This is a genomic window from Proteus terrae (genome assembly GCF_003144325.1).
Lineage (GTDB): Bacteria > Pseudomonadota > Gammaproteobacteria > Enterobacterales > Enterobacteriaceae > Proteus > Proteus terrae.
The window spans coordinates 108,984-128,876 of record NZ_PENS01000013.1 but is presented as its reverse complement, the minus strand read 5'-3'; the positions used below and the strand labels follow the sequence as shown (position 1 = coordinate 128,876).

At 37.4% G+C, this 19,893-nt stretch carries 22 protein-coding genes and 1 other annotated feature (1 of these 23 cut by a window edge); of the genes, 10 read left to right on the top strand and 12 right to left on the bottom strand.

The features are described from left to right. The first annotated feature begins 145 nt into the window (after nt 1–145). Nucleotides 146–1,024 (top strand): protease HtpX, encoded by an 879-nt coding sequence (htpX, locus tag DK857_RS14180; protein ID WP_109402499.1) that lies wholly within the window; start codon nt 146–148, stop codon nt 1,022–1,024. Between the two features lie 85 nt (nt 1,025–1,109). Here htpX and DK857_RS14175 read toward each other — a convergent pair whose 3' ends face one another. The 4 genes from DK857_RS14175 to hxpB form a co-directional block, all read right to left on the bottom strand. Continuing rightward, on the bottom strand, nt 1,110–1,973 hold the full coding sequence (locus tag DK857_RS14175) for a hypothetical protein (protein WP_227003175.1): 864 nt from the start codon (nt 1,971–1,973) through the stop codon (nt 1,110–1,112). Nucleotides 1,974–2,102: 129 nt separating this feature from the next. Continuing rightward, complete coding sequence (locus tag DK857_RS14170; protein ID WP_109402498.1) at nt 2,103–3,494, bottom strand: L-cystine transporter; 1,392 nt, start codon at nt 3,492–3,494, stop codon at nt 2,103–2,105. Between the two features lie 243 nt (nt 3,495–3,737). Continuing rightward, nucleotides 3,738–4,304 (bottom strand): metal-dependent hydrolase, encoded by a 567-nt coding sequence (locus DK857_RS14165; RefSeq protein WP_109402497.1) that lies wholly within the window; start codon nt 4,302–4,304, stop codon nt 3,738–3,740. Between the two features lie 310 nt (nt 4,305–4,614). Beyond that, a complete protein-coding gene (hxpB, locus tag DK857_RS14160) occupies nt 4,615–5,283 on the bottom strand; it encodes a hexitol phosphatase HxpB (protein WP_109402496.1) in 669 nt (222 codons plus the stop codon). Nucleotides 5,284–5,483: 200 nt separating this feature from the next. On the opposite strand from hxpB, the gene DK857_RS14155 reads away from it, so the two are divergent. Further along, nucleotides 5,484–6,023, top strand: coding sequence for a YniB family protein (locus DK857_RS14155; protein WP_109402495.1), 540 nt, complete (start codon nt 5,484–5,486; stop codon nt 6,021–6,023). A 144-nt stretch (nt 6,024–6,167) separates the two neighbouring features. Here DK857_RS14155 and DK857_RS14150 read toward each other — a convergent pair whose 3' ends face one another. The 5 genes from DK857_RS14150 to DK857_RS14130 form a co-directional block, all read right to left on the bottom strand. Then, nucleotides 6,168–7,040, bottom strand: coding sequence for a fructosamine kinase family protein (locus tag DK857_RS14150; protein ID WP_109402494.1), 873 nt, complete (start codon nt 7,038–7,040; stop codon nt 6,168–6,170). A 154-nt stretch (nt 7,041–7,194) separates the two neighbouring features. Further along, nucleotides 7,195–8,052, bottom strand: coding sequence for a metal ABC transporter permease (locus tag DK857_RS14145; protein WP_109402493.1), 858 nt, complete (start codon nt 8,050–8,052; stop codon nt 7,195–7,197). Beyond that, complete coding sequence (locus DK857_RS14140) at nt 8,049–8,960, bottom strand: metal ABC transporter permease (RefSeq protein WP_098943142.1); 912 nt, start codon at nt 8,958–8,960, stop codon at nt 8,049–8,051. The genes DK857_RS14145 and DK857_RS14140 overlap by 4 nt, the downstream gene beginning before the upstream one ends. A 2-nt stretch (nt 8,961–8,962) precedes the next feature. Continuing rightward, a complete protein-coding gene (locus DK857_RS14135) occupies nt 8,963–9,850 on the bottom strand; it encodes a manganese/iron ABC transporter ATP-binding protein (RefSeq protein WP_098943141.1) in 888 nt (295 codons plus the stop codon). Then, complete coding sequence (locus DK857_RS14130; protein WP_223672508.1) at nt 9,847–10,704, bottom strand: metal ABC transporter substrate-binding protein; 858 nt, start codon at nt 10,702–10,704, stop codon at nt 9,847–9,849. The genes DK857_RS14135 and DK857_RS14130 overlap by 4 nt, the downstream gene beginning before the upstream one ends. Nucleotides 10,705–11,222: 518 nt before the next feature. Between DK857_RS14130 and DK857_RS14125 the strand changes: the two genes are divergently transcribed. Beyond that, nucleotides 11,223–11,894 carry a transglycosylase SLT domain-containing protein gene (locus DK857_RS14125; RefSeq protein ID WP_109394236.1) on the top strand — a complete coding sequence of 224 codons (672 nt, stop codon included), beginning with the start codon at nt 11,223–11,225 and terminating at the stop codon, nt 11,892–11,894. Here the strand turns inward: DK857_RS14125 and DK857_RS14120 are convergent. After that, complete coding sequence (locus DK857_RS14120) at nt 11,891–12,604, bottom strand: MarC family NAAT transporter (protein ID WP_109402492.1); 714 nt, start codon at nt 12,602–12,604, stop codon at nt 11,891–11,893. The two genes, DK857_RS14125 and DK857_RS14120, sit on opposite strands and share 4 nt — an antisense overlap. A gap of 99 nt (nt 12,605–12,703) precedes the next feature. Continuing rightward, nucleotides 12,704–13,297 (bottom strand): GNAT family N-acetyltransferase, encoded by a 594-nt coding sequence (locus tag DK857_RS14115; RefSeq protein WP_109402491.1) that lies wholly within the window; start codon nt 13,295–13,297, stop codon nt 12,704–12,706. 266 nt (nt 13,298–13,563) lie between these two features. Between DK857_RS14115 and DK857_RS14110 the strand changes: the two genes are divergently transcribed. Both DK857_RS14110 and DK857_RS14105 read left to right on the top strand, forming a co-directional pair. After that, entirely contained in the window at nt 13,564–13,902 is a 339-nt protein-coding gene (locus tag DK857_RS14110; protein WP_109394239.1) for a tRNA-binding protein, read from the top strand. Between the two features lie 99 nt (nt 13,903–14,001). Further along, nucleotides 14,002–14,691, top strand: coding sequence for an AraC family transcriptional regulator (locus DK857_RS14105; protein ID WP_109402490.1), 690 nt, complete (start codon nt 14,002–14,004; stop codon nt 14,689–14,691). A gap of 4 nt (nt 14,692–14,695) precedes the next feature. Here DK857_RS14105 and DK857_RS14100 read toward each other — a convergent pair whose 3' ends face one another. Further along, complete coding sequence (locus DK857_RS14100) at nt 14,696–15,136, bottom strand: PACE efflux transporter (RefSeq protein ID WP_109394241.1); 441 nt, start codon at nt 15,134–15,136, stop codon at nt 14,696–14,698. 1,427 nt (nt 15,137–16,563) lie between these two features. Here DK857_RS14100 and thrS point away from each other — a divergent pair. The 5 genes from thrS (at nt 16,564) to pheM (ending at nt 19,881) form a co-directional block, all read left to right on the top strand. Further along, nucleotides 16,564–18,492 (top strand): threonine--tRNA ligase, encoded by a 1,929-nt coding sequence (thrS, locus tag DK857_RS14090; RefSeq protein ID WP_075673357.1) that lies wholly within the window; start codon nt 16,564–16,566, stop codon nt 18,490–18,492. A gap of 3 nt (nt 18,493–18,495) precedes the next feature. Next, entirely contained in the window at nt 18,496–19,035 is a 540-nt protein-coding gene (gene infC, locus DK857_RS14085) for a translation initiation factor IF-3 (RefSeq protein WP_109394246.1), read from the top strand. 94 nt (nt 19,036–19,129) lie between these two features. Next, a complete protein-coding gene (rpmI, locus tag DK857_RS14080; protein ID WP_004263702.1) occupies nt 19,130–19,327 on the top strand; it encodes a 50S ribosomal protein L35 in 198 nt (65 codons plus the stop codon). Nucleotides 19,328–19,369: 42 nt separating this feature from the next. Further along, a complete protein-coding gene (gene rplT / locus DK857_RS14075; RefSeq protein WP_006537111.1) occupies nt 19,370–19,726 on the top strand; it encodes a 50S ribosomal protein L20 in 357 nt (118 codons plus the stop codon). 106 nt (nt 19,727–19,832) lie between these two features. Beyond that, nucleotides 19,833–19,893, top strand: a sequence feature (Phe leader region) (it continues 63 nt past the right edge of the window). Next, the gene (gene pheM, locus DK857_RS19605; RefSeq protein WP_120655563.1) at nt 19,834–19,881 is read left to right on the top strand and encodes a pheST operon leader peptide PheM; all 48 of its coding nucleotides are present in this window, start codon (nt 19,834–19,836) and stop codon (nt 19,879–19,881) included. It overlaps the preceding feature by 48 nt.

The following is a 19,893-nucleotide window of genomic DNA, read 5'->3' as shown; positions in this document are numbered from 1 at the left end:
CACTGGCTATTTTTTTTATCAAAATGTAAAGTTATATCGTTTTTAATATTAAATAAGTTAAAGGGCTTGATAAAATCTAAAAAAGCCTTATTTATAAGACAGATTTTGCAATGTGATAATTAGATAAAATAGGAACAGTATCAATATGATGAGAATTGCATTATTCCTGTTAACAAACTTAGCCGTTATGTTTGTTTTTGGGATCATCTTATCTTTAACAGGTATACAAGGTCGTAGTGTTCAAGGCTTGATGATCATGGCGGGCTTATTTGGCTTTGGTGGTGCATTTATTTCACTATTAATGTCAAAATGGATGGCATTACGTTCAGTGGGTGGTCAAGTCATCGAAAGCCCAACTTCAGAAGTAGAGCGCTGGTTATTAGATACAGTAAGACGCCAATCTGAACAAGTCGGTATTAAAATGCCACAAGTGGCTATTTATGATGCGCCTGATATTAATGCGTTTGCGACAGGTGCTCGTCGTGATGCATCGCTGGTGGCAGTGAGTACCGGTTTGTTAGCCAGTATGAGCCGTGATGAAGCAGAAGCTGTTATTGCTCACGAAATTAGCCATGTTGCTAATGGTGATATGATAACCATGACCTTGCTACAAGGTGTTGTGAATACTTTCGTTATCTTTATTTCTCGTATCATTGCCCAATTCGTTGCTAACTTTATCTCTAATGATGAAGAGAGCGAAAGTAGCAATGGAAACCCGTGGGTATATATGGGTGTTTCAATGGTTCTGGAAATCGTATTCGGTATTCTTGCCAGTATTATTACAATGTGGTTCTCACGTTATCGTGAATTCCATGCAGATGCAGGCTCTGCAAAGCTTGTTGGTCGTGAGAAAATGATAGCTGCATTGCAACGTTTGAAAACAAGTTACGAGCCACAAGAAGAAAGCAGCATGATGGCTTTCTGTATTAATGGCCGTAATAAGTCATTCAGCGAGCTATTTTTATCTCACCCACCATTAGATAAGCGTATTGAAGCACTACGTAACGGTGAGTATTTGAAATAAAGTTGAAAGTTTAATCGCGAACTCTCAAATGAAAGCGCTCGATATGAAAGTATTGGGCGCTTTCTATTTATAAAGAACAGGATCTTTAATCTAAATATTCGCCAAAGTATATCGCCACTTTTTCTTCATTAATTTTCAGATTACCTTTCCAGCCCGCCCACGGCATTTCCATATCAGAGCGACCTTTGGTGTTATTAAGTTGATTTTCTGCAATGGTAATATCGCCGAAATTAGCCCAATGATCCAAAGATAAAGGAATATAGGTATTAGGAATAACACCAATTAAGGCAAGTGAGTGCAAAATACCTCGTTTGGTATATTTATCACCAGAAATTAATTTGGCTTCATTTAACCGCTTTTCAAATTTACCCGGTGTTTCATCTTCAGGTGCATGGCGTAATAACTGGAGTAATTGTTTGAAGATTTCTTTATCTGTTTGTGTTGGGCTAACAGGCGCGACGGTGAGGAGATGTTTTAAATTCAAGTAAGCGTAAGAGGGATTGCCTGTATAAGAATTACCGTAATAGAGGCAATATTGAAAATAGCTGTCATTAATATGTTTTTGCTGATCACCATCACTACAAACCCAACAGCAGGCATATTGAGGCTTCTCTTCATAATCATGTAATGGTAAATTTTGTAACTTATGAAAAGCACCTAGAACAGAGCGACCTCTAAGATAACTGCCTCCGACACCAGCAACAAAAGCATCTAAGCAACGTTTTTGGGTGAGTGATGGATTGTTCTTTAAGCTATTTAATTTTGAAATAACATCAGTGTGATCAGCAAATCTTTCTATGATATTAGGTTGCCAATTGGCCTCAGATAACAAGGTTCGTTCTTTGTCTGAAAGAATATCAAGCTGATACAGTGAGACTTGGCGTTCAGGATCATATTGACTGTTTTCATATTTATAGAGTTTACGTAAAACTCGCATAATTTTTTGCACGATCTTTACCTTGTTATAGTTTTTTATTGATATTGGTGAATGACATAAATAAAAGATATATAAATTAATATAGATACAAAAAAAAGCCAGTTCAAATGAACTGGCTTTATCAATAGATGCAGATAAAGTTTATTTTACTGTAAGTTCAGTTTCTTCATCTTGGTTGAAGACAGCTTTGTCCGTTTGTCCCATAATCTGGCTGGTTATTGTACCCGCTGTCATTGAGCCACTAACGTTTAATGCTGTACGTCCCATATCGATTAACGGCTCTACAGAGATTAGCAGAGCAACTAATGTTACAGGTAAGCCCATTGCAGGTAAAACGATAAGAGCCGCAAATGTTGCACCGCCCCCTACACCAGCAACACCCGCAGAGCTAACAGTGACAATAGCAACTAAAGTTGCGATCCACATTGGATCTAATGGGTTAATGCCCACAGTAGGTGCAACCATCACTGCTAACATCGCAGGGTAAATACCCGCACAACCATTTTGACCAATCGTTGTACCAAAAGATGATGAAAAACTTGCGATAGATTCTGGCACACCAACACGCTTAATTTGTGTTTCAATATTTAGCGGAATACTTGCAGCACTTGAACGGCTTGTAAATGCAAATGCTAATAAAGGCCCCGCTTTTTTGAAGAATTTAATCGGGTTTAAACCTGTAAAGCTCACCAGTAAACCATGAACAACAAACATTAAGCCAATAGCAACGTAAGAGGCAACAACAAAGCTTCCTAATTGAATGATGTCGTGCATATTTGAGCTTGCAACAACCTTGGTCATCAGAGCCATTACACCGTAAGGTGTTAACATCATAACAATACGAACTAGCTTCATGATCCATGATTGTAAGCAATCAATCGCGACTAAAACTTTCTCACCACGAGGCTGATCTTCTTTGAGTAATTTCAGTGCAGCCATACCTAAGAAAGTAGCAAAGATAACAACGCTAATAATCGATGTTGAGCTTGCACCTGTTAAATCAGCAAATGGATTTTTAGGAATAAATGACAAAATAAGCTGTGGCATCGTTAAGTCAGAAACTTTGCCCATATAATTTTGTTCAAGCGCAATTAGGCGCTGTGCTTCTTGTTCACCTTGCACTAAGCCTTCTGCTGTTAAGCCAAATAAATTAGCAATAACAATACCGATTAAGGCAGAAATAGCAGTAGTGAATAATAGTGTACCAATAGTGAGGCCACTAATTTTTCCTAGTGATGATGCTTGATGCAATCGAGCTACGGCACTAAGAATAGAGGCAAAGACTAATGGCATAATGATCATTTGTAACAGCTGTACATAGCCATTACCCACGATATTAAACCAAAGAATAGATTCTTTAATAATAGGATCGTGTGAGTCATAGAATGCGTGTAGTGCTAGTCCAAAAACAACACCAAAAACTAAACCAACAAGAACTTTCTTTGAAAGGCTCCACTGACGTTGACTTAATTTAGCCAAGATGAGTAATAGCACAACAAAGACGAGTACGTTAATGATTAACGGAAAATTCATCTTAACTCTCCAACGAGATCTTTATTTATATAATTTCGACGATTGTATGCGATATGAGTTCTTAGGTAATAAGAAAGGATATAACAGCACCAATTCGTTATATGGTAACAGGATTGTTAATAACTTTTTATAATTAATTATTATTTTATATAATCGTTTGGTTATAAAGACAAGGAAATTAGGCATAAAAAGATGTAAGAATTTATAAATAGATAGAGAAACGTAGGGTTTTGTCTGGGGGTGTTAAAAATTAGTGCGCTTATCGTGGTACATCTGTAACCAGTTGTTGACTTGCGAAGGCAGGGTAACAGTAAGGTGAGGTGGTAAAAAAAGTGCACCAACAAGGATCAAAACAGAGATAAATCTCTCTCCTTTTTTATTATTCTTTTTACCTAAAATAGGTAATGCAAAACGCATTTTTAAAGGCCATAAGAAAGGAACACCAGCTGGAGTTAACATATCGGCAATGAGATGGCTAAGATAGCCCAATAAAAGAGCATGGAAGATATCAGCAGAAATATCCCAACGTGGTGAAACTTGGGTTTCCCATAAAATAGCCAACCCACAAAATGCAAGCAAGCTATGTGTAAAACCTCGGTGACCACAGAGTTTTGATAGAGGTAGAGAGATAATACGGAATAATCGCCCAAGAACAGAACTAGGGTGATCTAAGTCAGGTAGAAGCGAGCCCAATAAGACAGCAGGGATCATGTGAAACCAATCACCATGAGCAAGAGCTGGCGTTATTTCAAGCTTCTGCGCTAACACTAGTGTTGCTACAGAAAAAAGTAGATGTCCTTCTGCTGTCATTCCATGTCTGTTTGTTTGCTGTTCATTTATACAGTAATAAAGTATAAAAGGTTTTGACGATAACTAACAGTCAAAAAAGACAAAAATTGTCTTAAATATTAAGGAATAACAGGAATGTTTTATTCGATTGGTTTAAAAGTGATCGAATTTAGGATAAAAAACTAAAAAGTCAGATAAAGGTAAGTGGGCATTAAACGAAATGCACAAGTGGAAGCCTTAAAGACAAAAAAGAGTGAGGAGAGTTGTGAACATTGAAAATAGAATAAAAAGGATATCTTACAAGGCAGGATATCCTTTTTATTTATGGAAACTAGCCTAATAAATGCAGTTGCGTTAGTTCATTGAGTGATGCAATTTTTACATCAGCTAAGCCCCATTGTTTATCATTAAATTGTTCTGTTGCTGGTACAACAATAGAGCGCATTCTTGCTCCTTTACAAGCAATCATACCATTGCGAGAATCTTCTAATGAAACACAGTGGATAGGGTCTAGATTAAGAGCTTTAGCTGCGTTTAGATAAACTTCTGGGTGAGGTTTGCTGTGTGGCAATTCATCGGCAGATACGACGGCAGAGAAGTAATGGCGAATATTAAACAACTCAAGTACACGCTCAAGCATAAAGTCAGGAGATGCGGATGCCAGTGCAATTTTTAACCCTGATGATTTGCAAAGCTCTAAAGCATGCTCAACACCCGGTAATAGTGGCTTTGTTTCTTCAACCAATTTGACAACACGAGAAACCATTTTTTGTTTTGCTTCTTGTTTTGAAATGCCTTGCCAAGGTGATGCTCTATACCATAAATCAATGACTTCGTTTATTCTTAACCCAACCATATCGGGCATTGCAGATGAGAGGGATAAATCGACGCCTAATTCAGCAAAGACCTCATGTTCTGCTTGCTGCCAAAATGGTTCAGAGTCGATTAATAAACCATCCATATCAAATATTGCAGCTTCAATAGGGAATTTAAAAGACATGTTACTCTCCATAAATAAGGTCTATGTTGTCGAGTGGCGATTGTAGCAAGAGTTACAAGGAAAATCTTTTTAATCAGTTTCTTATTTATTGTGTAAAATAAATAGAGAGAATAGCTACTATTAATTTATTGTCGTATTAGCCGTTAATTAGACTACGATAAACAGATAAATATTGACGAATTCTACTTAGTGAGGATGTGATGAGTTATCAATATGCAGGATTGTATGCCATTTTAAAGCGTGTACTTGGGTGGCTTATTTTTATTCCTGCCTTTATTTCGACAGCCGTATCATTGACAGGATTGGCTGCAATACAACGCCCAAGTGGTGATGGTGTAAATGCCGTAATTAATGACTTTTTTCGTGTATTAGCGGAAATGGTGCAATTTAATACACCTTTCTTAGGTTTTTTCTGGCGAAATTCACCTATCCCTAATACACAAATGGGATTTAGCCAAGAAAATATTACTTTTTTTGTTATCTTTCTTTTTATGTTTATTGGTTTAGCATTTAGTGCATCAGGATTACGAATTTATCGCCAAGTAAAATATTTGAAGGAAAATATACAAGATCAGCTGATTATAGAACGCGCAATGAAAAGTGGTGTGACGGCTGAGGAATTGCAACAAAATATCAAATTGCCTCGACATACTATATTTACGCAAATTATGGTGCTTTATCTTTCACCTCTAGTTGTCATTGCAATAGGCTATTTCTTGATAAAATTCTTAGGATGGTAATACTGCTTTAAAGTAAAGTAAAGTGAACGAGGACGGTTCATTTATATTAACTAAAGGGAAAAATAAACCTCGCACAACTGAATCTGGCGAGGTTATATTTTTAGTTTATGTATCTTATCTCATCACTACTTCACTCGTTTCGTATTAAGGTGTTGCTAATAGGTCGTCAATTATTTTTCTAACTTCTAAATAATTTTCTTCTCCCCCAAATAAGTTACAACGGTTAAGGAAGAAATAGAGTTGGTAAATAGGCTGACGTGATAAAAACTTATCTGATAGTGGCCAAACACTTTGATAGCCATCGAAAATATTTGCAGGTACTGCTGTGCAAAGCGGTAACATCGCGATATCACACTCTCGATCCCCCCAATAACAAGCGGGATCAAACACCGTACCTTCTGATTGACCAATTGCAGCACAGTTTTTAGGCCATAAGTTACCGTGAAGCAGGGAGGGTTGAGGGGTATGATCAGCAAGGCGATGATTGATGATTTTAGTGATCTCGTCGATATCCCCAAAAACCATGCCTTTCTCGGAAGCCAGTTGTAGCTGAAAGCCAATACGTTTTTCAGAATAAAAGTGATTCCAGCGTTTTTCCCAGCTATTGAGTTGAGGAGTGGTATCGATTTGGGTATCGAAATCAAAGCCATAACTAGGTTGATCTTCCCACTGATGTAGCCTTGCTAGCTGTTGTCCGAAGCAGTAGGCGCTATGAGGTGTAAATGGTTGAACAGGCAAAAACTCAAGAAGTAGGAAGCTGGCATCTTTACTATTACCGATACCAAGAACCCGAGGAGTTCGAATTGTTTGGCTTTTTGCTAACATTTCGAGTTGTTCTGCCTCATTTTTAAAATTAGGCAGAAATTCACGCAAGTTGGATTTCACAAAAACAGGCGTATCACCATAATAAATTTTCCATGTATGATGAATATCGCCACTAGAAAGGTGAATTTTTTCGTTTATCTTTGCTGAAAATCCTAAGTTTGATTCCAGTAAACGACCTATATTCTGCCACATACTTACACCTCGCAAAGTTGTTTACTTAGTAGACCCAAATAAAATAATAACGAGCGATGTTTATACTATGACAATAACACTTTAATTAAATCAATAAAGTATAAAGCTAAAAAACGGGATGATTGTCCCGTTTTTGCTAAGATAAAGAATATTATCAGGCGCTAGCGGGTTTTGTTTGTCGCTTTATTTTTGCTAATTTAATCTGATTACAGAGTAGCGCAATAATAAAGAATACAGCTTGCGTTAGCACAATACATGGGCCTGTTGCTCCATCAATATGGAAACTAATAAATGTTCCTATAACGCTAGATGCGACAGAAAATACAATTGCTAACATAATCATGCGTGAAAAACTGCGTGTTAATAAATACGCGGTGATCCCTGGTGAAATAAGCATAGCGACAACCAAAATAATCCCAACAGCTTGCATTGAGGCAACGATGGTTAATGCCAAAATAGACAGTAATCCATAGTGTAATAATGTGACAGGTAAACCAACAATTCTTGCTTGGTTAGGATCGAAGCAATAAAGCATAAAATCTTTTTGCTTAATAAGCATAATAGTGATGGTGATTACACAGATAATACTAATTTGAGTTAATACATCCGGCGTAATGCCTAGAATATTACCAAATAAAATATGCATTAAATGTTGGTCTGTATCGACACTGGCAAAAATGACCAACCCCACTGCAAACATGCCTGAAAATACAATTCCCATCACGGTGTCTTCTTTAATGCGACTGTGATCTTTTAAATAACCCGTGGCAAAAGAACAAAAGAGTCCAGAAAGAAAGGCGCCTACGGTTAATGGGATTGCGGTGACGTAAGCAAGAACGACTCCGGGCAAAACGGCGTGAGAAATTGCATCCCCCATTAAAGACCAGCCTTTTAATACCATATAACATGATAAAATGGCGCAGGCGATACCTATAATAATAGCTGCAATAATAGCGCGTTGCATAAACGGATATTGAAAAGGCTCAATGAAAAACTCCATCAACTCATTCATAGTTTCACCTCTTCTGATTTTGTTGATCCTTTATGTTGATGGGATTGTGTGATCAACTGTTGTGAACTCTGACGAGCACGGCGGCGAGCTGCCAACATACCGTGTTTAGGCGCAAATAAGAAAGCCAACAAAAAGAGTGATGTTTGCATTGTAACAATTACGCCACCTGTTGCACCATTAAAGAAGTAGCTAAGATAAGCGCCTACTGCACTTGTGATTGTACCAATACAGATAGCAATAATTGCAAGTCGTTTAAATTGGTCTGTGAGTAAATAAGCCGTTGCACCGGGCGTCACTACCATAGCAATGACAAGAATGGCGCCAACAGTTTGAAGCGCTGCAACAGTACATGCGCTCAAAAGAGTAAAAAAGATAATTTTTAATTTTAGTGGCGATAAACCGATTGATTTTGCATGAACTTCATCAAAGAAAACTACCAGTAAGTCTTTCCAGATGCAAAATAAGACTAAGAAAGAGACGCCTGTAATAATCACAACTTGCCATACATCTTCATCAGCAATGCCTAAAATATTTCCGAGAATGATGGTCTGAACGTTGACGGCTGTCGGTTTAAGAGAAACCAGCAACAGACCAAAGGCAAAAAAAGTGGAGAAGATAAAACCGATAACGGCATCTTCACGAAGTCGTGTGATATGACGAATAAATGTCATTGATAATGCGGCGAGCAAACCCGTAAAAAAAGCACCGACTGCGTAAGGCAAACCTAATATATAAGCCCCTGCAACACCGGGAACAACTGAGTGGGAAAGGGCATCTCCCATTAACGACCAACCTTTCAAAATAAGATAGGATGAAAGAAAAGCGCAGACGGCACCAACTAAGGCACTTACCCAAATCGCTTTCACCATATAGTTATATTCAAAAGGTTGCAGGAGTAAATCTAGCATGGCTAATCTCCTTGTTTGCGCTGGCTTTGGTGCGCTGGAGTGTGTTCTTCTTGATGACCATAGAAGACGGCAGCACGTTCATCATCGGTAATGACAGTGAGCGAGCGAGGATCGTCATCATCATGAAGATCAGAACCTGATAGGCTAATGTGGCGTAATACACCACCAAATGCGTGTTCTAAGTTTTTCTGCGTAAAAGTTGTTTCAGTTGGACCACTGTCTAATACTGTTCTATTGATCAAAATAACGTGGTCACAAAATTCAGGAACACTTCCCAAGTTATGCGTTGAAACTAAAACTAAGTGACCTTCTTCACGCAAATTACGTAATAGCTCAATAATGGCATTCTCTGTTTTAACATCAACACCAGTAAATGGTTCATCAAGTAATAAAACAGTACCTTCTTGAGCCATTGCTCGTGCTAAGAAAACACGTTTTTTCTGGCCACCTGAAAGTTCACCAATTTGGCGATGTCCCAAACCTGACAAGCCAACGCGTTCTAATGATGCTTCAACAACCTCATGGTCGCGTTTTGAAGGAATACGAAAAAAGCCCATTTTTCCATAACGCCCCATCATCACAACATCAGAAACGAGGACAGGGAAATTCCAGTCAACTTCTTCTGTTTGCGGAACATAGGCGATCATATTTTGTTTTAATGCCTGTTGGATCGGGCTATCGTTTAATGTCACTTTACCTTTAGAGGGCTTTACCAGCCCCATAATGGTTTTAAATAGTGTGGATTTACCACTGCCATTGATACCCACTAGGGCACAAATAGTGCCGCCAGTGATAGAGAAGCTTGCATCAAAAATAGCCGTATGACCATTGTTGTAAGTAACAGTGGCATTATCAACAGTCAAAGTAGGATTAGCTTTTATATTACTCATTGCCCAAATCCTTTCGCAATTGTATCTACTGTAATAGTAATTAAATCAATATAAGTTGGAACTTCGCCACCTTCAGCGGAAAGTGAGTCAACATAAAGAACACCACCATATTTTGCGCCAGTTTCTTTGCTGACTTGTTTAGCGGGTTTATCTGAGATTGTACTTTCGCTAAAGACAACAGGGATCTTGTGTTCTCTAACAGTATCAATCACATATTTAACTTGTTGTGGTGTGCCTTGTTCTTCTGCATTGATTGGCCATAAATAAACTTCTTTAAAGCCATAGTCATTGGTTAAATAGCTGAATGCACCTTCACTCGTTACTAACCAACGCTCTTCTTGTGGAATACGAGATAATCTTTCTCTTAATGGTGCATCAAGTTGTTTAATTTTTTCTGCGTAATTTGCTGCATTTTGATTATAAATAGCTGCATTATCTGGATCATGTTCAACAAGCGCTTTACGAATATTTTCAATATAGATTAATGCATTATTCGGTGACATCCATGCGTGTGGATTAGGATTGTTTTTGTAAGCACCTTCACTGATTGCCATTGGTGTAATACCTTCAGTGACAACAACTGCGGGTACGTTACGTAATTCATTAAAAAAGCGTTCAAACCAACGTTCAAGATTTAAGCCATTCCATAAGATAAGATCTGCTTTTTGAGCTTTTACAATATCTTTAGGAGTGGGTTGATAATCGTGAATTTCAGCACCGGGTTTTGTGATTGATTCAACAATCGCTGCATCTCCAGCCACATTTTGAGCGATATCTTGAATAATAGTAAATGTGGTGACAACTTTTAGTTTATCTTTTGCTTGTGTAGGTGCTGTTAAAAATACGGATGCCATAAGGCATAAAGCCGTAAGTGAAAGTTTGTTTACAGAGCGAAATATATCCATATTATTATTGCCTTATAGTTGCAGAGTTATTTTCTTAATTGATAATGATTATCAATATCATTTCAAGAAAGTCAAGTTATCTCTGTGTAAAAAGCTTCATTTGATAACGACTGGAAATAAGATAACAACATGTATTCCAATAAATGTTAAGTAGATTGTCGATTTTTGTCACAAAAATTAACAATAGTTCGTAACTATTTGTGCGAGAGATTATTTTTATGATTATAGCTATCCCTCAGCGAATTGTTTTTATTACAGATATTCTGATTGAGAGATTTCGTGAAGAAAACAGGAAATAGGATAGATTTGAGATAAAACGCACACACTAGAAGTAGTAATAGATTGATTTATTTCTTGCGCTTTGCCATATTTTAGCATGCATTTTTATGTAAAAATAGAATAATATATCAACAAACCTTTGATATATAAATATATCTTGTACAACACGTTATGCAAAAGGATAAAACGTGAAAGTAAAAATCATCTTTTCTTTGGTAATTTTGCTTCTTGCTGGTTGTGCGGATCATGCTCGTCAACCAATTCAAAAAGAAACATCACGATTTTTAAGCCAAAAAACAGTAGAGAACCGCGTTAATAATGCTTCAATCTCAACGGCACAATGGAAATCAACACCTTTTGATAACCATATACAGCAAGCATCAAGTCGTTACGATGTTGATGAAACATTAATTAAGGCGATTATCCAAGTTGAATCAAACTTTAGACCTGAAGTTATTAGCAAATCAAATGCAGTTGGATTAATGCAAATTAAAGCATCAACTGCGGGAAGAGATGTTTACCAAAATAGAGGTAAGGCAGGGCAACCAACAACAGCCCAATTAAAAGATCCCGCTATTAATATCGATCTAGGTACAGCCTATATTCAATTATTAAGAGAGCGCCATCTTGTTGGTATTGCCGATCCTGAAACGCTTTATTACGCCACTATCCTTGCTTATGTGAATGGCGCCGGCGCTTTATTAAGAACATTTGATAAAGATAGAGGTAATGCTATCGCTAAAATTAATTCAATGAGCGCGGATGATTTTTATCGTTATGTTGAAAAAAATCATCCGGCTTCTCAAGCGCCACGCTATTTAGCAAAAGTGAGAGCGGCTTACCATGCAGGTGATAATTAGTCTGGCAAATTAGCGGCTGCTTGAGCCTGTTTTAACAAAGCAGGCAAATCAGCAATAATTTCAAGAACGCCATTGATCATAAACTGAACGCCCATACAGATTAATAAAAATCCCATTACACGAGAAATAGCGTCAATACCACTGTGGCCTAAAAACTTCATAATGCTGGTGGAGCCACGAAGTGACACCCAAACGATAACGCTAATTAAAAAGAAGCTTGTCACAGGGGCAATATACAATACCCATTGTGCAATATCAGTACGTGATGGGATTGAAGCTGCTGTACTAATTATCATTGCAATCGTTCCGGGGCCTGCTGTACTTGGCATTGCTAAAGGAACAAAGGCAATATTAGGCTCTTTAGGATTACGATGTGGATTATTATCGTCTGAAATAGGATCATCGACATTAGGTGTGTTTGGAAACAACATACTAAAGCCAATAAAGGCAACTATCATTCCGCCTGCAATACGAAGACCGGGGATAGAAATACCAAAAGTTGTCATTATGATCCGTCCCGCATAGAACGCGATGGTCATAATGAGGAAAATATATACACACGCCATTAACGATTGTTGATTACGTTGTTCCTTTGTCATATTGCCTGAAAGGCCAAGCCAAAGAGCGACAGTCGTTAATGGATTAGTTAAAGGTAAAAGCAAAATAAGACCAAGACCGATAGCTTGAAAAAACTGGTAAACAGAGTGCATGGAATATAAAAGCTCCCAATAACAGGTAATTAAGGAGTAATTATGATAACAAATTAAACGAGATAAAAGTTATTTTCCTCGTAATATTCTTAATATGTATTAGTATTTTTTCATAAGCCATTCTAAGTGCACTTTTACCGCTTCCCAGTCGTAATCAGTAATGCTATAAACGCAAGTATCTCTTTTTTGACCACCAGTTGTTAATCTATGATTACGCAAAATACCATCCAGTTTTGCGCCAAGTCGTTCAATCGCTCTACGGCTAGTTTGATTTAATATATGAGTACGAAATTCAACAGCAATACACTGTAAGTCTTCTAAGGCATATTTAAGTAAGAGGTATTTAGCTTCTGTGTTTATTCCTGTTCTTTGTACTTCTTTGGCATACCATGTTGAACCAATTTCTAATCTTGGCGTTTGACTATCAATATTCATAAAGGTTGTTATGCCAACCAGACAGTTATTAGCTTTAGAAACTATGGTAAAAGGCAGCATTAACCCTTTTTGTTGCAATTGAAGTTTATGTTCAATATCGCGTTGTAACTCTGTTACTGAAGGAACAGTGGTATACCAAAGCTCATCGGGTCTATCTTTTTCAATTAGCTCATGGAGTTCTGAATAGTGTTCTATGCTAAGAGGCACTAAACGTACAAGTTTTCCTTCCAGTGTTGTCCACTCTGTTATCTTTTTCATAATAAATATTCTCTGGGGTTGTTAATAACACTGCATTTCTTAAGAATACTTTTTATACATAACAAATTTATGAATTGATATGGTTATTTAAAAGGCTATTAGAAAATAAGCAAAATTCAGAATGATGAAAATAGAGAAAAAAGAGTGACAGTGATTCTTTCTAAACAGAGAATGACTGCCTCACCACAGGTGAGCCAGCATAATGCGTGTTAATCTATAATCCAGTAATAGAGATATAACCGTAAACATAATAGATTGGTAAAAAGATGACAGATTTAATTGAATGGGATGATTTTCTACGTGTAGATATGCGAGTAGGGACTATTATTAGCGCAGAAATAAATAAGAAAGCTAATAAACCGGCTTATGTTATGGAAGTCGATTTGGGCGAATTAGGCATAAAGCGTTCAAGTGCTCAAATTACGGTAAACTACACACCCGAAGAGCTTGTTGGTCGTCGTATTTTATGTGTATGTAATTTCCCAGTTAAACGCATTGCAGGTATAAAATCTGAAGTTTTAATTACAGGGGCACCTGACGAAATGGGGGCAATTGTATTGGCTGAGTTTAACTTACCTTTACCAAATGGCTCTCGTTTGGCTTAAATAAGTATCTTGATAAGACACTCTTAAATAGTGATGTTCTGCTGAGTTTTGATATAGTAATTATTATTCAATAGTAGGATGGATATAAAGGAGTGTCTTTTGTTATTACCTCAATTGCATTTGCGATGTTATACACAAGAGACGGTATCTCATCAGCATGATAATTTATGGCAGATTATTTTTGGGCTTTCGGGTTCGATGGAAGTCAATTTTAATCGAGAAGACTTTCTGATTTCTAATCAAAACTGCTTGATTATCCCTCCAACTATTCATCATGCCTTTTCAGGCAATATCGATAATAAAAATTTTATTCTCGAACTTCCAGCGACCTCGCAATGGCAATTAAGTGAGAAAGGTGGGCAATTTGCACTATCACCGGCAGCAATTGGGTTATTGGAATGGCTACATCAATATCCTCAACCCCCTGATCAATATTCAACGATCACGCGCTTATTACTCGCTCAAATGGAAATACAAAAAGGTTGGCGCGATAGTTTGAATGCTTGGCTAGTGAATAAATTACATACACCATTAACAACACATGATATTGCTTCTGCTTTTAATACATCAGCGAGTACGTTACAGCGAAAAATGAAAGCAGAGGTGGGTGTGTCTGTGATGCAATATGTCACTCAACAGCGACTTAGCAAAGCCGCTGAATTATTAAAATACACATCCGTAAATATTGAAAATATTGCACTAGCAGTAGGATATGATTCACACTCTGCATTTAGTCAGGCATTTCGCCAATACTTTAATAAAAGTCCTACTGAGTATCGACAGGATTAAGCGATTACACCACTTTGTTTTCTGTCGAATAAACACGAGGACATAATTTATCGAAAATGAGTGTGAATAAATAGGTATAGATAAAGAAGAACACTAATATAGTGACTTCCATACTTATCGCTTTGATAAAGCTTACATTATACCACCACATATAAAGTGGAATGGTAAAGAAGAACAGACCTAATTCAAAACTTATTGCATGGGTAAGTCGTACCATGACTGTACGTTTTTTGATCCTTAATTTCGACTCAATTAATTCAAAGAAAGAATTAAAAATATAATTCCAAATCAGAGCAATAACAGAAACAGCTATTGCAACGGGCAGTGAATTATGTGATTGGCTTTGGCTTAATATTGCTAGTAAAACAGTGCTTAATAAAATCGCGAGAATCTCAAAGGTAATAGCATAGACCAATTTACGAGGGCGGGGCTTTAAATAAAACACGTTATACACCTTTATGTTAACAATGAAAGTTCTGGCCCGCCCCAGAGAATGTTATTTTTAAAGCCACGGTTTCCGCTTGATGGGTACTGATGGTAATGAAACTAGTTATAAATTGCAAAGTGATAAGTATATTTTTGATGATTAATGCATCTATGTTTATGATTTAAATAACAAGTATTACCTATAATGGAAAATACGAAGAGGAACACAGAATAACGAAAAATTCACACTATAATATGATTATGCAAATGAGAGGAAAATAGTAAATATATTAAATAAGTGTATTTACATAATATAAAATAAGGATAATTATGAGTGGTGAAATAGCTGTTTTTATAATGACTGTCGTTTTTATTGCAATGGCTATTTTATATTTAGCCCCCGTTTATTATTTTTTTTGTTGTTATATCAGCATTTAAATATATCCAGTCTCCACTAAAGAAATCCATCTTATCCTCACTGGTTTTAATAATAATTAATTTAATTTTCTATTTTAATGCCACTTTAGTTTCAAAGGGAGAGCTTGCTCTTATTAAGTGCAATGATCCTAAATTTATTTTCTTAGGTCTATTATTTTTCTGTCTCCCATTTATATATCTTCATATCGTCAGAAAAAGAAACCCTAAAATAGTAGGCTATTGGATAGCCTTCATATTGTCATTTTTAGCTTATAATTTATATTACTTCCCACAAAAAATGATGGGAGATAAAAAAGAGACAGAGAAAAGAGTATCGAGTCAATTCCTAGAAAAAATAGTAAGTTAATCAATCTTAACACACTCACCTTCAATAAAGTCCTCTGCGTCATTTTCGCATTTCACAATATGGCACTTCCCAGGCAGACCATACCGACTAACGACACAGCGAACATCAGGAGAATTGCTTGAGCCCTGGTGTTTATTTTGCCGTCTCTCATAACTGAATACCTTTTCTAACAAGCCATCTTTAACCATGCGATCCAATGTTCTGCGGATAGATTCAAGAATATTTTTCTTGTTAAGAGATCCCATCCCTTTAAGCATGTAAGCTACGCCTGAAACATCAAAAGGTGTGCGTCAATTTCACAAGTTACCCATTCAGGATTATCAGGTTTGAATAATTCCATTATCTTTTTTCTTTACTTAGTTTAAGTTTGCGAGATTCATAACGGATCCGAATGGTGGTTTTTTGGAGAGTATAACAGGGCGTAGAATTAAGATGTTGATGCAACTAACGATATATAATTTTTTTTCACTATGATACTATCGCGTCCGAGTTAGAGCAGTACACCAACACATTTTGAGGTGCTTTTGCTAAATGTGTACACAATGGTGTACATAACTTGCAGAGTGAAGCAAGTAGATGCTACTAACGTATTAAATTTTAAAGAAAAATGATGTTTGCATGTGATCTTGCGTATGGGTCACCACTGTAAATAAGGATTTTAAATGCCAATTATTACTCTTCCTGACGGAAGCCAACGTCAATTTGAAAATGCAGTTTCTGTCATGGATGTCGCTGCAGATATCGGTCCTGGACTTGCGAAAGCATGCATTGCAGGCCGTGTTAATGGTGAGCTGGTGGATGCTTGTGAATTAATCGAGCAGGATTCAAATCTGGCGATTATCACCGCAAAAGATGATGAAGGTCTTGAGATTATTCGTCACTCTTGTGCCCACTTATTGGGACATGCAATTAAACAATTATGGCCACACACCAAAATGGCGATTGGTCCTGTTATTGAAAATGGATTCTACTACGATGTGGATTTAGACCATTCTCTAACACAGGAAGATTTAGACGCTCTAGAAAAACGCATGCTAGAGTTGGCGAAAACAGATTATGACGTTATTAAAAAACGCGTAAGCTGGGCTGAAGCTCGTGAAACATTTGTTTCTCGTGGTGAAGACTATAAAGTTGCTATTCTTGACGAAAATATTAGCCAAGATTCTCAACCAGGTCTTTATCATCACCAAGAATACGTTGATATGTGCCGTGGACCACACGTTCCAAACATGCGTTTCTGTCATAACTTCAAATTGCAGAAAATCGCAGGTGCATATTGGCGTGGTAACAGCGACAATAAAATGCTACAACGCATTTATGGTACAGCTTGGGCTGATAAGAAACAGTTAAAAGCTTACTTAGATCGCTTAGAAGAAGCAGCTAAACGTGACCACCGTAAAATTGGTAAACAGCTTGATTTATATCATATGCAAGAAGAAGCACCAGGTATGGCTTTCTGGCATAATGATGGCTGGACTATTTTCCGTGAGTTAGAAACATTTGTACGTTGTAAATTAAAAGAATATGATTACCAAGAAGTAAAAGGTCCATTTATGATGGATCGTGTTCTTTGGGAAAAAACAGGTCACTGGGAAAACTACAAAGAAAATATGTTCACAACATCTTCAGAGAACCGTGAATATTGTATTAAACCAATGAACTGCCCTGGTCACGTACAAATCTTCAAACAAGGTTTACGTTCTTACCGTGATTTGCCATTACGTATGGCTGAATTCGGTAGTTGCCATCGTAATGAACCATCAGGTGCATTACATGGTTTAATGCGTGTTCGTGGCTTTACACAAGACGATGCGCATATTTTCTGTACTGAAGAACAAATTTTAAGTGAAGTAAATGACTGCATCAAATTGATTTATGATGTATATTCTACTTTCGGATTTGAAAAAATCGTTGTTAAGTTGTCTACTCGCCCAGAAAAACGTATCGGTGAAGATGCATTATGGGATGTTGCTGAAGCAGACTTAGCAAAAGCCTTAACTGATAACAATATTGAATTTGAATATCAGCCAGGTGAAGGGGCGTTTTACGGCCCTAAAATTGAATTTACACTTTACGATTGTTTAGATCGTGCATGGCAGTGTGGTACAGTACAATTAGACTTCTCACTACCAGGTCGTTTAGGCGCATCTTATGTTGCCGAAAACAACGAGCGTAAAGTACCTGTTATGTTACACCGAGCAGTGCTAGGATCCTTAGAACGTTTTATTGGTATTCTGACAGAAGAATACGCAGGATTCTTCCCAACTTGGTTAGCACCACAGCAGGTTGTCGTGATGAATATCACGGATGGACAGGCTGATTATGTACAAAAACTCGTCAAAGAATTGCAAGATGCCGGAATTCGTGCAAAAGCAGACTTGAGAAATGAGAAGATTGGCTTTAAAATTCGTGAACATACTTTACGTCGTGTTCCGTACATGCTTGTCTGTGGCGATAAAGAAGTTGAATCAGGCAAAGTGGCGGTTCGTACTCGTCGAGGAAAAGATCTTGGCAGTATCGACGTTAACGAATTTAAAGAAAAGCTTCTGCAAGAAATTAGAAGCAGAAGTCTTCATCAGTTGGAGGAATAAGGTATTAAAGGCGGAAAAAGAATTCAATCAACGCGTCAGAATCGCATCAATGGTGAGATTCGCGCTCATGAAGTTCGTTTAACAGGTTTAGATGGCGAACAGATTGGAGTTGTTAGTCTGAAAGAGGCTCTTGAGAAAGCCGAGGAAGCAGGTGCTGATTTAGTTGAAATTAGTCCTAATGCCGAGCCGCCGGTTTGTCGTATTATGGACTACGGCAAATTCCTCTATGAGAAAAGTAAGACTCTCAAAGAACAGAAAAAGAAACAAAAAGTTATTCAGGTTAAGGAAGTTAAATTCCGTCCTGGTACAGATGAAGGCGACTATCAGGTCAAACTACGCAACCTGATTCGTTTTCTTGAAGATGGCGATAAAGCCAAAGTCACACTGCGTTTCCGTGGTCGTGAAATGGCGCACCAACAAATCGGTATGGAAATGCTTAACCGTATCCGTCAAGATTTGGATGAACTGGCTGCTGTTGAATCTTTCCCTAATAAGATTGAAGGGCGTCAGATGATCATGGTGTTAGCGCCGAAGAAGAAATAGTCGGGCAATTCAAGTAATAGCGTCAGTCTTTAAAGGCTGATTGCTATTCGCCTTATTATTTTATGTTATTAACAATGCGAAGTGGATTATAGAAATGCCAAAGATTAAAACAGTACGCGGCGCAGCTAAGCGCTTTAAAAAAACTGCTGGTGGTGGCTTCAAGCGCAAGCATGCTAACCTCCGTCACATTCTGACTAAAAAATCAACTAAGCGTAAACGTCATTTACGTCCAAAAGGCATGGTCTCTAAAGGAGATTTAGGTCTGGTCGTAGCTTGCTTACCATACGCATAAGTATCACTTTTTTAACAGAATATAGACATTTAGGAGTTTAATATGGCTCGTGCTAAACGTGGTGTTATCGCCCGTGCTCGTCACAAGAAAATTTTAAAGCAAGCTAAAGGTTATTACGGTGCACGTTCACGTGTATATCGTGTAGCTTTCCAGGCTGTAATCAAAGCTGGTCAATATGCGTACCGTGACCGTCGTCAGAAAAAACGTCAGTTCCGTCAGCTGTGGATCGCGCGTATCAACGCAGCAGCTCGTCAGAACGGTATGTCTTATAGCCGTTTCATCAATGGTCTGAAAAAAGCATCTATTGAAATCGACCGTAAGATTCTGGCTGACATCGCTGTATTCGACAAAGTAGCATTCGCTGCTTTAGTTGAAAAAGCGAAAGGTGCTCTGGCTTAATATTTATTAAGCAATGGAAGAGGGAGTTTTCTCCCTCTTTTATTTTGTCTAGATTTGTGGCTTAATGATATAAATTCAATAAGTTAATATTTTAAGAGACATTATCAATGTTAAATATCGCTTTTTTTCGTTTCTTTTTTTACTTTAGCGCCTAATTCAAGGGGGCT